General features: G+C 44.7%; 9 protein-coding genes. All 9 read right to left on the bottom strand.

The genetic code is table 11. From position 1 onward, the window contains the following. Positions 1 to 156 precede the first annotated feature (156 nt). Positions 157 to 1,086 (bottom strand): NAD(P)-dependent alcohol dehydrogenase, encoded by a 930-nt coding sequence (locus tag AC0YNZ_RS15495; RefSeq protein ID WP_475827459.1) that lies wholly within the window; start codon positions 1,084 to 1,086, stop codon positions 157 to 159. A 344-nt stretch (positions 1,087 to 1,430) separates the two neighbouring features. Continuing rightward, positions 1,431 to 6,710, bottom strand: a complete 5,280-nt coding sequence (locus AC0YNZ_RS15490) for an OmpL47-type beta-barrel domain-containing protein (protein WP_475827458.1) — start codon at positions 6,708 to 6,710, stop codon at positions 1,431 to 1,433. Between the two features lie 478 nt (positions 6,711 to 7,188). Next, positions 7,189 to 8,829 (bottom strand): GMC oxidoreductase, encoded by a 1,641-nt coding sequence (locus AC0YNZ_RS15485; protein WP_475827457.1) that lies wholly within the window; start codon positions 8,827 to 8,829, stop codon positions 7,189 to 7,191. Positions 8,830 to 9,020: 191 nt separating this feature from the next. After that, positions 9,021 to 9,986 (bottom strand): class II fructose-bisphosphatase, encoded by a 966-nt coding sequence (gene glpX, locus AC0YNZ_RS15480; RefSeq protein WP_475827456.1) that lies wholly within the window; start codon positions 9,984 to 9,986, stop codon positions 9,021 to 9,023. A gap of 27 nt (positions 9,987 to 10,013) precedes the next feature. Beyond that, on the bottom strand, positions 10,014 to 11,747 hold the full coding sequence (ptsP, locus tag AC0YNZ_RS15475) for a phosphoenolpyruvate--protein phosphotransferase (protein ID WP_475827455.1): 1,734 nt from the start codon (positions 11,745 to 11,747) through the stop codon (positions 10,014 to 10,016). Next, positions 11,747 to 12,019: an HPr family phosphocarrier protein gene (locus AC0YNZ_RS15470; protein ID WP_475827454.1), complete on the bottom strand. Its 273-nt coding sequence runs from the start codon at positions 12,017 to 12,019 to the stop codon at positions 11,747 to 11,749. The genes ptsP and AC0YNZ_RS15470 overlap by 1 nt, the downstream gene beginning before the upstream one ends. 38 nt (positions 12,020 to 12,057) lie before the next feature. Beyond that, complete coding sequence (locus AC0YNZ_RS15465) at positions 12,058 to 13,089, bottom strand: galactitol-1-phosphate 5-dehydrogenase (RefSeq protein WP_475827453.1); 1,032 nt, start codon at positions 13,087 to 13,089, stop codon at positions 12,058 to 12,060. A 4-nt stretch (positions 13,090 to 13,093) separates the two neighbouring features. After that, positions 13,094 to 14,443, bottom strand: a complete 1,350-nt coding sequence (locus tag AC0YNZ_RS15460; RefSeq protein ID WP_475827452.1) for a PTS galactitol transporter subunit IIC — start codon at positions 14,441 to 14,443, stop codon at positions 13,094 to 13,096. A 28-nt stretch (positions 14,444 to 14,471) separates the two neighbouring features. Next, a complete protein-coding gene (gene gatB / locus AC0YNZ_RS15455; protein WP_475827451.1) occupies positions 14,472 to 14,747 on the bottom strand; it encodes a PTS galactitol transporter subunit IIB in 276 nt (91 codons plus the stop codon). Position 14,748 lies beyond the last annotated feature (1 nt).

Raw genomic sequence — 14,748 nt, 5'->3', positions numbered from 1 at the left:
CAATTAAAAACAAAACGCAGCCCTTATCAGGCTGCGTTGAAGGTTCTATTTGGTGAAGCCTAATATCCATCTTGGGATGTCCGGATCTTTGGTCTAATGGCTGACGAGTCATAATCGAAGAGTCCCTATAAATCCAGCCATAGGCACAGAGCTTTGTTAAATCTTGATGTTATCATGTTTCACCGTGATGACTACATTTCCCTTTTTATGCCCTTTTTCTACATATCGATGGGCTTCGGGAATTTGTTCCAGCGGATAGCGTCTATCTATGACAGATTTTATTTTCCCCGTTTCCATTAACTCTTTTAGGAAAATTAAATCTTCAATCCGTTCCTTTGCAATGCCCTGCCCTTCAACTGACACATAAGTCCCGTTAGGAGCTAGCGCTTTCTTGCAATTTGATTTCGTATTTTTCCCGACAGCATCAAAGATAATATCATAAAGCTCCCCGCTTTCCGTAAAATCCTCCTTCGTGTAATCAATGACCTTATCGGCTCCCAAAGATTTCACCAATTCTATATTTGACGTACTGCATACCCCCGTAACTTCTGCCTCAAGGTATTTGGAAAGTTGTACCGCAGAAGTCCCTACCGCTCCAGAAGCTCCATAGATAACAATTTTTTTACCTTTCAAAATATTTCCTTTCCTAAGAAAATGCAAGGCTGTAGTCCCCCCAAAAAGAACGGCAGCGGCTTCTTCATAGGTCGCATTAGCCGGCTTTATTGCCATCAATCCGTCTTCTGGCAGACAGGTATACTCGGCATAAGCACCAAATCGCATACCTGTAAATGCAAAAATCTGATCGCCTTTTTTGAAACGTTTAACATTTTTCCCCACTTCCTCTATTTCGCCCGCCAACTCCACCCCGAGTATAGGCTTTCTTGGTTTTCTGAGGCCTAAAAATATTCGCATGGGGATCCAGTACAAGATAGGACTGTTAAAACTTCGAACTCTACAATCCCCTGAAGTTACTGTTGTCGCATGAACTTTTACCAGTACTTCATTGTCCCTGGGAGTCGATTTTTCTACCTCTTTGAGCTCCAGAACATCCGCTGATCCGTATTTTGTGCATACAATCGCTTTCATGGGTTTCCTCCATACCTCAATTTGCAATTAGTATATCTGCAGCATGATATTGACATATAGATACTAAAGTATGGTTTTAGAAATTGGTTTGAGCTGATACAGCGGATAAATCTCTACGCCGTCAATTGCAGCGGTGTGATAAATATTATTATGCTCGACAGTTTAACTGTATTTCCCTTTTGCTTATTTTTTCGGCATGCCGGTGAGCTGCGACAATCTGCGCTGGAGTAAGCGGTCATTATTACTGTAAGCGTTAATTGTGATCGATTGCTGAGAAAAGGAGGTTAGACATAACAGAGAGGAAGGCACAATGACCTTCCTCCCTTATCCTGATGTTTTTCTAGTTATCCTTCGGATAGATCATGAGGCACTGTGACGGTTACAGAAACTGCCGATTTGTTGCCCGCTTTATCGGTTGCCGTATACGTGATGGTATAGATTCGATCCTTCTCGGCGCGCAAGCTAAACGACGCGGCTTCCGTACCGATATCAGCATTCATGTCACCGAGGCCGGTATCCGGTTGATTGCAGGTGATGGAGGTTAGGAGGACCGACTCAACGCCTGATCCGGAATCGTTTGCATAGAGCGTCGCATTCACGGTGCCCATTTTATGATTCGCCGGCCAGATCATCGATTGATCTAATTGGACGGACAGTTCAGGTGCCGTCTTATCAACTTTAAATTCGACGGTTTTGAGAAGTTCTATATTGCCTGCTTGATCCTTGCTGCGGTAAGCCAGCTTATAAGTTCCATTGCCGAAGGCAGAAATCGAACCGGTGTAGGGAATCCAATCGCCGTCATTGACTTGGTATTCCGTTGTCACAGCTCCCCCCTCTTCACTGGCGCTTACGGATAAGCTTACGGTTACCTCCGTCGTGTACCAGCTGTCCTTGCCGTTAGGTGCAGCAGGACTTAACGATGCTTCCGTTACAGGAGCAGCCTTATAAATGTTGCTTACGGTAATACTCGTTACATTCGAGATATTACCTACGGCGTCTGTTCCTCTTGCATATACGGTGTCATTGTCGGCAACCACAACCGGGGAGGTATATACCGTCCATTCGCCGCTTTCACCTGCTCTGTACTCCTGTACTTCGGCGTCGTCCGGGTAGCTGATTGTTACGGTGACGCCTTGGTTGGTCGGCGCTGTTGTGTCTACAGCTAAAGCTGCATCTACAGGAGCTGTCTTGTCCACATTTACTGCAACCGTATGCGGCTGTTCCACATTGCCTGCCCAGTCAACGCTCCAGTACACTAACGTGTGCATTCCCTCTGTGGTCAACGCAGCCTCGTTCCCGGTTTGCTGCGCGCCGCCGTCTACTGTGTAATAGGTGGACGCTATACCGGAATCCGTATCAACGGCATGAAGGCTTACCGTCGTATCCTGATTGACCCATCCCTGCGGCGCATCATCCGTTGTAACCGGAGGCGTCAGGTCTGCCGCTTTCACTACCCCATGCAGTCTCAGTTCAGCCATATTTCCATACCACGTACTCCAATTGTAAACACGGATATAACGGTACGGCACTTTGCTGCTGACCGGGAAGTTTTGCCAATCTCCTGATGCTGCAGCTGCTGTTGTGAGATCCGTCCAGGTCGTATTATCGTTGGAGCCTTGGACAACAGTATTCTTAATTCTGCCTAGCAGATTGCTTTCTTGTCTTCCAATCAGCTCTACACTCGAAAGCGCAGCTTGATTGCCTTGCTTAAAGTCAAAGGTAATATAGCTTCCCGCTCCAGTGCCGTTTAAACGGAAATCAGTTACCGAAGCTAAATTGCTGTCAAACAGGCTATTCACGATTGACAAGGTTGTTGCTGCAGATCTTCCTGAAGTGGAATCAATGAGATTGGCGATGCCAGTCACATTACGAATCACATCGGACTCATCGGCAATGTACAGCTTGGAGCCGTCTGTCGTAGATGTCGCCGGGTATCCATCCACTCCGCTTTGCGTCAAGTAATTAATCGCGAAAGTTACGTTTCCTGCTGCTGCACCTTGATTCAAGGCCGCTACTGCTGTCCAGTTGATGTTATCGGCAGAACTAACCGTTGCATCCTGGCCTTGAATCTTGACCTTGACGTTATTGATCACTTCTTTTGCTTTGAAGGACAGTTTTACCGTATTGCCTGGCACAATCCGCGTCTTGAGGCTCTGAGCCGAGCTGATCGAAGCCGTCTCGATTTTGTTCGTGGCTTCAACTACGCCATACAACCGTAATTCTGCCATATTTCCATACCAGTTGTTTCCATTGGTTATACGGATATAACGGTATGGTACTGTGCTGTTAATCGTAAGCGTCTGCCATTCCGTTGTATTCCATGCTGCACCCGAGATGGTTGTCCAAGTCACGTTGTCGTTGGAGCCTTGAACCACTGTTCCGTTAATTCTGCCGGCATAACCATCTTGCCTTGCAATCACTACCGCCTTCGAAAGCAAGGCTTGGCCGCCTTCTTTAAAGTCAAAAGTAAGGTATGCTCCATAACCGTTGCCATTTAGACGGAAATCCGTCACGGAACCTAAATTGTTATCAAACAATAGATTTGCCGTTGCCAAGAGATCTGCCGGATTTCTTCCGCTGGAATCAATAAGATTGGCCAAATCAAGCACATTCCGAACCAATCCGGTCTCATCGGCAATGTATAGCGTAGAACCATCTGTTGTAAAAATGGTTTCTGCCGCATCAACTCCGGCTGCCGTTTTGTAATTGATCCTGAATTTTACTGCACCTGCTTGTACACTTTGATCCACAACCAGCGCTGTTGTCCAGTTGATATTGTCAACCGTGCTGGCAGCTGCGGTTTGGCCCTGAATATTTACATTCACATTATTGATCATTTCGGTTGACTTGAAGGACAATTGGATCGTATCGCCCGGAACGATTCGATTTTTCAAGCTTTGATCCGATCGGATGGAAACAAATTCCAGTTTGTTTACCGTCTCATGGCGCTCTCCAAAGATTCTAAATTCTGCGACTTCCAACATGGAACTCGACGGCTCTATCATTTGCATTTTCAAGAAACGGAATTGCTGATTTTTGAGTCCTTCTTCGACCTCAAGTCTCTGCATTTCTTCTGTAACCGTCGTTAGGCCCGGTGTTAACCTTGTCCAATTTTCTTTATCATTGGAGCCGAAGATTGCAACGCCGCCAATACGTTCCGGAAAGCTTGCCCGTACCTGAAGCTCGAAAGCATTTGCCGAAATTTTGTAGCTCGGCCCGAAATCCATGTAATGCGTCCGGTCTTGAGCGACACAAAAACATACAAAACTATCATTTGTGCCGTCCAAAAGGTTCGGGACTGCATTGCCATAGGTCGAACTGATAAACATATTCGTATAATTAACGCTTCCGTCATTCATCAAAGGCGTCAATTTTTGAAGACCTTGAACCGCACTATTCAAGTCGAATAGTTTCTGATAGAAAACCTCATCAGTTACACTTGCGATTACATTCATGACGTCAGCATACACATTGTTATAATGATCAAGCGTTGACGTAACATAAAGTGTGCCTTCCTGATAAGGTGCAATGACAGCGTTAACTGCAGATTGCCGATCGTTGGCTGCTGCAATGGTAACATCCCTGGTTGTAACCGAAGTGCCGTCCGACGCAGTCACTACAAAGGAATACGTTCCCGCTTGTGTTGGGAGCCAGGAAAATGCGCCGGTGGTCGCATCGAACACAGCACCCTCAGGTAAATGGTCAGCCTGATAGGTAACGACATCCGCTGTACCAGCGTCTGTCGCAGAGAAATCGAAATGGACAGCGTCTGTAGAGCCCACATAGGTAAATAGAGATAATGGCGCTTTACCTGCTGTAAATGCTGGAGGCGTCAGCTGAACTCCAGCTTTTAAATTAACGTGGTCAATGTCAACCGTAGTGCCGGTTCCTTTTACATTGAAATAAACGAGGTCGCCAAACCCTTGGAAATTATTGAACGCATAGCTGATATATCTCCATTGACCCTTCGTATCCGGCAGCGTAACCGTATCGCCAAACACTTCCATTTTCGCTACGCCACCCGTCCGAATCTTGAATGCAATGGTTCTCTCGCCGCTGCCGGCACCAACATAGGCAATTCTGCTTCCCTCTTCCGTTGCCGTAATCTGGACGAAAGTAGTATCTCCCTCATGCTTTGTAGTAGAGTTACTGTCAAGCTTCGTATATCGATCTTCGATTTCTCTCAAATCCGGATTGGTTATAGCTTTGGGAAGGTTCTGTGCACCCTCGGCCTCCGCTTCTTGAGGGATATACAGCCAATAATCCCCGCCTCCATCCGGCGACTCCCAGTAGAAAGGCAGTCTCTTGGCAAACATCTCGGTAAAGTATGGAGCTTCTGCCTCCATATTTATTCCAGCGGTATATTTGTAGTAATAGTAAAGGTCATACACATTACCGCCAATTCTTCCCCTATAACCGCCAGCCAGATGTTTATAAATGATGGTTGGATCTCCATTTATATCCGTATGTGCCGCAACTGGTATCCATGGTGTATCGTAGCCAATCATGTATCTGGCAAAATAGTCGGCAGCTTTTAAGATTCGGTTATCAAGAAATTCGTATGGGCCAACAGCATTCGGCGCTGTTGAAATAGTCCCTTCTACCGGATCCACCTTTGTTCCCTGGGCAAGCAATAAACGCGATAAAATTTCCGCATTGGTAACGTCTCCGGCGCCATGCGCCTGGTCCCTGCCCATTTCGACATGCTGAACGACAGGGGGATCTACATTCTCCCCTGTCAATATATTCGTATCTACCAGTCTGAATAATGCTTTAATAGCGCCATTTTGCCCCTGATCGACGGCCGTCTTGTTAACGGTAAACCACTCTACTCCTTCATTATACCGCTCCATGTTGCCGGTAAATATATAACCTGACATAGCTCCGATTAGCGGATAAAGATGCTGGTTCATAAAACGGTAATTCGTGTGTTGGAAAGTTTCAATGACCGGATTTATAAGATTATTCGTAAAATCTGTCGTATCTTTATCCGTCCAATGCAATTCTTCTGTTTGAGTGCTTGTATATCTCAAGATTTCTGCAGCGGTAACCATACGGTTGAGCGGGATTCCCGTGTGAATGTGCGCATCTTCAAAATAGGCGTATTTCGCAGGGTCCATTTGCGACCAAATTCGGATAATATGCATGGCATTTGCCCGATAAGTCTCATCACCCGTTACATAATACAATATGGCTTGGGTATAAGCCTTCAAGCCATCGGCTATGAATCTTGAATCAACGCTCTTGCTGTTAAAAAAATCAACTGCCGGTTTCGTTGGATCGGCTCCCTGATTGCTTGACCCGACGGTCTTTGAAGCGGTTGAGGATTTGAGCATATCATTAAAATAAGTATTCCAAGGTTCTTTTTGCGCCCGTACCTGTGTCCTCATATTCTCAAGAATATCCTTGGTAAGTCCGATACCGGGATGTTTGAATCCGCTTACATCAATTACCTCATTAATCGTTGGTTGATAATCCGTAAAAACCGATTGCTCTGTTGTTTCCGCGGCAGATACTTCCGCTGGTAAAGGCAGGATCGCCGCCAACAAACTAATGGAAACAACTATGGACAAAAAACGCTTCTTAAACCTATTTCCAAAATTAAGCCCTTTCAGAAACTTCATATGTAATCCTCCCCCCTTGATGTAATGTGCTTCCAACTGCTTGCAGCCCCCCAACATAGAAATAGTTCTCATACAAACTGCTCCGAAACTTTAATCGCATTCACAAATCCTCCTCTTATACAACATTCATAAAGCATCTTTTAGTATTTTCAGAATCAACTCTATCATTATGAAAGCGCTCTATCCATTGCAATTTTATTCGTTTTCATCCGTTTTCTTTAAATTCCCTTGCAACATCGTCCGGGATACCTATATTTCTCCATGTGGACGATTAGGAGTGGGTTTGCTAAAGGTACCTTATTCAGAGGGTGAATGATTTGAAAATATAGATGATTTCATTGAAACAAACCATTGAAAAACCTCGTATCCGTGCAAACTGGCGCTGTAAACGCTGAGCCAGTTTTTCACAACACAGCGGCAGCCTTAGACTCGTAAAAGTCTTAGACTGCCGCTGCAATGATTTAAATATCAAATTTGTTTACCTACACATTTGGTTGATAATATGATCTGCTGTGCGAATTGCCAAGGCGACGGTAGTCAATGTTGGATTAGCGGCCCCGCTGTAAGGCAAAATACTGTTGTCAGCTACATAGAGGTTGGACATTCCGTGTAGTTGACCGTTGCGGTTAGTTGCGGATGTAGAAGGATTATCTCCCATACGACAGGTCCCCATTTCATGGTAGTCTTCTCCAGGCACCCTTAAGCAAAAGTCTGTTTCACGGCTCTTTGTACCTGTTGACGATAGGATCCCGGATATTATGTCATTCACCGATTGCAGCATCTTTCCCATAACAACATTATCCTGTTCACTATAGGAGAAATTGACTTGTATTTCTGGTATCCCGTCAGCATCTAAACGGTTGGGATTTAAAGAAAGATGATTTTCAAAACGAGGTTCTACAACTCCCAGAGCTTCAACTCCTATTTCAAATTCCTTAAGCACAGGCTGTTTTTCGTAAGCAGAATACCACTTATATCTTTCCATATCCGGGCCAAAGATCGTAAATTGATAATGACGATCAGTTGTGCGAGGTATCCAAATTAGAAGCGTGCCTAATATTTCCGGAAAAACACTGCGGTCAACCTTCACTGTCGCTACAATTTTCGAGTGATTCATTAAATAATGACCGATCGCTCTTCCATGAAATCCGGAGTATAAGAGAAGGCGGGGAGTTTCCCAAGTACCGGCACTTAAGATAATGGTCTTTGCTTTGATGAAGTAATACTTTTTGTCAGGAGTTATAACCCCGACCCCTGTTGCTTTGCCATTTTCGGCGAATACCTGGACAGCACGAGCCCTAACGGCTAAATCGTATGAGCGTCGATTTAATGCCATAGCTAGAAACGCAATAGAACTAAATACCGCGCTTGCATGAATCTGGCCAAATTTCGTTGCCGAAAGATCGACAGCCACCGGCATTTCCGTCACTTCAGGGTAACCGCTTTTCCTGAGAATTTCCAGCATGACCGTTGATAACATAGAGTCCTGCGTATAGCCTTTAGTAACATTCATCGACCGTTCGGCGATATTATAATATGAAGTCAATTCTTCATATGAGATGGGCCATTCATACATGTCGGCGGGGTCCATGCGAGGGGTAGTTGCCGACCAGAACAAGGTTCTACCTCCGACTGCAAAAACTTCTCTAGCACCCGAGAATTGCGGAAGGATTTTTCCTAGAGGGTATGCAATATTCCTGAAATATTCTTGGTTACTTACACCATTCATTGTTGGAAGATTCATTGCATGTGTCGGTATCAAGAGATCTCCTCTATCTATGATACCAATTCGTTTACCGTTTCTTCCCCACTGATCACACAATCTCCATAAAGCTGCCGGACCTCCCGCCCCGGTCCCTACGATAAGTACATCATATTCTGTTTGCGACATTTGTTCTATCGGAGTTAAAGGAATCCAGTGTTTTTGATTAGTCATTGGTTCCTGGGGCCCGCAAACAGGAATATTGATCAATTTTTTAATACTCACTGTTTGACCGGCAATATTAGAATCCGGATTTACGATACGGGGATTGAGAGATCTGAGCTGTTCTATATCGACAGCCAGTTTGTAGGCGATGCTTCTTAAGGTATCTCCATGCCGTGCAATATAATAATTCATAACCGTATCACATCCAGCCGGCAAAGTATTTAAAGAATACCTATGCTTTTGAACATTGATTTATGATTTCATGTAGTATGCAGAAGGTATTGTGCCTTTGCGAGCTTCGACATAACTCCAAAACACCTTTCAGAGAAATCAAAAAAGGGCGGAAAGCCGCCCTTCTCTAATATTTTCCAATAAAACTTATATCAATCGCGCACCAGTGCTTTGTTGGGCAAGTAATGAAGAGATCTAATAAAACGAATAGTCTTTGTCTTCACACGCATGACAATTGAATCAGTCTCCGCACGCTGATCGGACAAATATCGAACCCCGCCCAAAAATTCACCAGCCGTTATTCCAGTAGCGGAGAAAATAACATCGCCGTTACCTACCATATCATCCAATTTTAACACACGCTTCGGATCATCGATGCCCATTGCAACACAGCGTTCAAATTGTTCCTCGTTTTCTGGCAACAGTCTTCCTTGAATCTCCCCACCAAGACACTTTAACGCCGCCGCGGCGAGGACACCCTCAGGAGCTCCTCCGGATCCTACGTATAAATCAATGCCTGTTTCAGGGAAAGCCGGCGCAATAGCTCCTGCAACATCACCGTCCGAAAGGAACTTGATCCGCACTCCTGTCTTACGAAGTTCTGCGATCAGAGAAGCATGACGATCACGTTCCAAAATGATTACGGTTAAATCAGACAAAGGCTTGCCGAGTGCGAGTGCCGCTTTCTCAACAGTTGTCCTAATTGGATCTTCAATATTGAGTTTGCCGACTAAAGCAGGACCAACTGCCAATTTCTCCATGTACATATCGGGAGCATGAAGTAGTTGACCTTTGGGTGCGATAGCTAACACAGACAACGCGTTGTTTAATCCCTTAGCCACAATTTCTGTTCCTTCTAGTGGATCTACCGCAACATCAACTTCCGGACCATTTCCGCTGCCAACTTGCTCACCAATATAAAGCATAGGTGCTTCGTCCATTTCACCTTCACCAATAACAACAGTACCTCGGATGGAAACGGAATCGAACATGCGCCGCATCGCTTCGGTAGCTGCGCCATCAGCATTGTTTTTATCTCCCCTTCCCATCCAAGGAGCAGAAGCTAATGCAGCAAGTTCTGTTACGCGTACTACTTCTAGAGCTAATTCCCGTTCCACTTTGAGATCACCATCCAAATTTCAAGATTATACTTGCACGTTCTGATCCATAAATCTTTGTTTTACGTATTGTTCAACTTCTTCTGCGGTCCCCATATCTAAAATCTCATCGAGTGTTGACTCAATCTCCGATTTAGATAGCTTTAGAAGCTGACTGCGTGCTGGCAGAATTGAGCTAGCACTCATACTAAACTCATCCAGACCAAGGCCCAAGAGCAGTGGGATTGCCAAGCTGTCTCCGGCCATTTCCCCGCACATACCGACCCATTTTTTCTCTTTGTGAGCTGCACGGATAACCATTCGGATCAAACGAAGAATTGCTGGATTGTAAGGTTGATAAAGGGATGCTACCTTTTCATTCATCCGGTCGCTTGCCATTGTGTATTGAATTAAATCATTCGTTCCGATACTGAAGAAATCAACCTCTTTGGCAAATTGATCTGCAAGCACAGCAGTGGAAGGAATTTCAACCATTATGCCTACCTCAATCTTATCTGAAACAGAGATTCCTTGTTCAATCAATACCTTCTTTTCTTCTTCAAGTATTGTTTTAGCCCGACGGAATTCGCCCAGGGTTGCAATCATTGGGAACATGATTTTGAGATTGCCAAATGCGCTTGCTCTGAGAAGAGCTCGTAACTGAATGCGAAATACCTCTTGCTCTTCAAGGCATAAGCGGATCGCTCTAAAACCGAGAAACGGGTTCATTTCTTTCGGAAGATGAAGATATGGAAGTTCCTTGTCGCCACCGATGTCTAGCGTACGAATGACAACAGGTTTTTCTTCCATTCTTTGTAGTACGGTCTGATAAGCCTTATACTGTTCTTCTTCAGACGGAAGCTCAGACCGTCCCATATATAAAAATTCTGTTCTGTATAATCCAACGCCCTCAGCGCCATTATCTAATACACCTTGCAAATCATCAGGTGTACCGATATTTGCGGCAAGTTCAACATGATGTCCATCTTTTGATTGCGTCGATGTGTTTTTAAGTTTCGCCCACTCTAACTTTTGAGCCTCGAACGCCTTCTGTTTATCTCTATAACGTAGTAACTCGTCTATAGAAGGATCTACGATTACAAGACCTTCGAGGCCATCAATAATTACAACTGTCCCTGATTCCACATGTTCTGCAATAAACTGGGTACCAACCACTGCAGGAATTTCTAACGAGCGCGACATGATGGCCGAGTGCGATGTACGTCCCCCAATGTTAGTCGCGAAACCTTTAACAAACTTCCGGTTTAGCTGAGCCGTATCCGAAGGTGTAAGGTCGTCTGCAATGACAATTACCTCTTCCGTGATATCCGCAGGAGAAAAAATTGAAATTCCCAACAGATGAGAGATAACACGGTTTGACACATCGCGGATATCAGCGGCGCGTTCCTTCATATAATCGTTATCCATTTGCTCAAACATTTGAATTACAATTGCAGCTGAATCGCTCATTGCTTTTTCAGCATTAATTCGATCTGTACGGATTCGGTCAATGGCAGAATCGATTAATTCAGGATCCTGCAGGACCAGAAGATGGCCGGAAAACACTTCAGCCTCTTCTTCCCCCAATTCAAAAACCGCACGATCACGTATGCCCTCAAGATCTAGTACTGCACGTCCAACGGCTGTTTCGAAACGAACGATTTCCTGCTCAATATCTTGAATAGTCTTCGTTTCAATCACATGCCCGCGATGCTCCATCACATAAGCTTTTGCTATTGCTATGCCTGAGGAGGCGGCAATTCCTGATATGGTTTTTGTCATCACTCGCCAAGCCCCTCATTTTTAACGATATCTGCGAGACTTGCCAGTGCTTCCTCTTCATTTTCGCCATCAACAATGATCTTAAATTGTTCACCTGTGGGTACACCAAGACCCAATACGCCTAATATTGACTTCAAGGTGACCTTCTTTTCTTTGTATTGAATATAGATGTTTGTTGCGCTTTTGTATTGACTCGCCTTGCCAACAAGTTTAGTTGCTGGCCGTGTATGAATACCAATAACATCGATGATCTTGAATGTTCTTTCTACCATGTTGTTAGTTCTCTCCTCTGCTCAAAAGTAATCTCTCTTTATAGTTCATATAGGAATTTCACCTGGTGATTATTAGGATCTCGCATCTTTTTAAACGGTTGGTCCCCATCTTCCAAGCGATAAACTTCATTTAACAAAGGTTTTAGGTCGATTATGCCATCTTTAATATACTGAAGGCCTGCGCGCCACTCGAATCCAGGGAACGGTGCCGAATAAGACATCCAACTGCCGGTGATCTCGATTTCTCCCCGCAAAATACGTTCAAATACTTTTGGCGGAAATGTAACATCCCTTGTTGATGTACCGACAAATACAACTTTACCAAGTTTCTCGACGATTTCGATGCTTTGTGCCTGAGTCTGAGAAACACCAGCAGTCTCAATCACAACTTCTGGTCTTGGATGACTAGTGTAATATTCGGCAACATTCACTTCCCGCGAATTGATAGTATGTGCCGCACCTAGGTCACGAGCTGTCTGCAGTTTATCATCATTGATATCAATTACAGTAATGCTTCCGGCTCCACGCGCCTTAAGTGCTAGCAAAGTCATAATACCGATCGTACCTGCTCCGAATACGACAGCCCTCGCACCCGGTTGAAATGAGATACGCTCAATTCCATGCAATGCAACTGATAATGGTTCGATAAGTGCGGCTTCTTTGTTGCTTACCTCGTCCGGTATGACTAATACATTCCGTTCATCAACGGCAACAAACTCTGCCATTGCGCCATTCTCTCTGGAACCCAAAAAGCTGTACTGCGTACACAGTGCCGGCTTACCTTGCATACAAAACTCACAGTGATCACAGGGCACCAATGGAGCAACAGCGACACGGTCACCTGGCTTGACAGCAGTAACCTTGCCTCCAATCTTTTCAACCTCACCAGAAAATTCATGTCCTAGGACGATGGGGTAATTATGAACTTTCCCTTCAAAGAACCGGGCTAAGTCAGAGCCGCAAACGCCGCAGTATGCAACCTTTACCAATACTTGTCTTTCAGTAATTTCAGGCTTTTCGATATCTCTTACAACTAGAAGTTGTTTGTCTTCCAATACTAGGGCTTTCAAAGGTTTAGCCTCCTATCTCGTCCGCTGGATAAATTTTGTCTCTCTTATATGAGATATAAGTAACAATAAGGGCAAGAAGATACACCCCGCCAATCACAATTAAACTTGTCACATGTGTTCCAGTCAGCGCAGACGTAAGAATAAACGTAATCGGACTTCCGCCTTGGTCAAGCGAAGCAACCTGACCAGTGTTGCTGTGCGTACCAGCGTGCTGTGCCAATTGTGAATGGACACCGATCATTAAGTTTGCGATCCATATTGTAATCGACATAATGACAATCCCACTAATAAAAGTACGGAAAAGGTTACCTTTATGCACACCAACTGCTACGGAGACAAAAAAGCCAATTGTAGCAAGATCGCCGAACGGAAGGACCTGATTGCCTGGAATCAGGATCGCGATTACTAACGTCAATGGTACGAAAAACAAACTAGCTGCTACTACTTGCGAATTTCCAAGAAGGAGTGCAGGGTCAAGTCCGATATAGTAGTTTTCTCCTTGGAAGCGCTTATCAAGCAAAGCACGCGCGGCTTCTGCAATAGGGAGTAATCCTTCCATAATGAATTTCACTACCACAGGCATCAACATCATAACTGCCGCCATTTGAATGCCAAGTTGCAAGATATCGGAAACTGGGTAGCCGGCAAGAATACCAATCACAATACCGAGGATCGCCCCTATCATGACCGGTTCCCCCATAACACCAAGCTTTTCTTCCATTTTATTAGAGTTAATATTGATTTTTTTGATACCAGGAATACTATCAACAATTTTATCTACCAGGACGGCAAATGGTCCTGTATATACTCCCGATCCATGAGGAACCGCAATGCCCTCTAAACCAAAGTGTCTATCCACAATGGGGTAAAACCAATCACCCAGCTTATAGACCAATGCAGCATGTACAGCGACACCTAGTGCGCCGAGCCAGAAACTACCTGTAGCTACACTCACCATGGCGCCTGTAAAAGCCATGTGCCATATGTTCCAAATGTCAACATTCACAACTCTTGTCATTTTAAAGACCAGCATCAGAATATTTACACCAATTGCAATCGGAATCGCTACAAGTCCTACATTGGATGCCCAAGCCATCGGTGATGCACCTGGCCAGCCAATATCGACAACCGAAAGCCCAATGTTGAATCGGTCAGCCATATCTTTTGCTGCTGGCCCCAAGTTGTCCGTCAACAAACCAATAACGAGGGTTATACCTACAAAACCAATGCCTATTGTAATGCCGGAGCGAAGGGATTTACCAATACCCTGACGCAACAGGAGACCCATTATGAAGATCACGATCGGCAGCATGACCGTAGGCCCCATATCCATAATATATTGCAAAAATTGCATGATTTCTCTCTCCTATTCTGAGTGCTTTCTATTGAAGGGTATCAAGAATTTGCTTTTTCAACTTGTCAGCACCAACACCAGAAATAAAAGCCACTCCATGAAGAACCGGAACACCATAATCGCGGTCTACTTTTGCCGTCGTAACAATAAGATCGATACCATTAACCTTTGAGGCCAGCTCGCTTACACGGCACTGCTGTACATCTGCAGGAATATTGTTTTCCTTAAGAAGTTCCTTGATTTTGTTTGCTGCTACTGTAGAAGTCGCCACTGCACCACCGCAAGCTACGAGAATCTTTTTCATT

The sequence above is a fragment of the Paenibacillus sp. J2L1-98 genome, assembly GCF_056269405.1.
The sequence above is the reverse complement of the archived record's forward strand: the minus strand, read 5'-3'. Positions and strand labels throughout refer to the sequence as shown.

Bases quoted from the DNA above. Each gene is read 5' to 3' on its own strand.
- AC0YNZ_RS15495 (WP_475827459.1), bottom strand. From the start codon at position 1,086: ATGAAAGCGATTGTATGCACAAAATACGGATCAGCGGATGTTCTGGAG.
- AC0YNZ_RS15490 (WP_475827458.1), bottom strand. From the start codon at position 6,710: ATGAAGTTTCTGAAAGGGCTTAATTTTGGAAATAGGTTTAAGAAGCGT.
- AC0YNZ_RS15485 (WP_475827457.1), bottom strand. From the start codon at position 8,829: ATGAATTATTATATTGCACGGCATGGAGATACCTTAAGAAGCATCGCC.
- ptsP (WP_475827455.1), bottom strand. From the start codon at position 11,747: ATGACAAAAACCATATCAGGAATTGCCGCCTCCTCAGGCATAGCAATA.
- AC0YNZ_RS15470 (WP_475827454.1), bottom strand. From the start codon at position 12,019: ATGGTAGAAAGAACATTCAAGATCATCGATGTTATTGGTATTCATACA.
- AC0YNZ_RS15460 (WP_475827452.1), bottom strand. From the start codon at position 14,443: ATGCAATTTTTGCAATATATTATGGATATGGGGCCTACGGTCATGCTG.
- gatB (WP_475827451.1), bottom strand. From the start codon at position 14,747: ATGAAAAAGATTCTCGTAGCTTGCGGTGGTGCAGTGGCGACTTCTACA.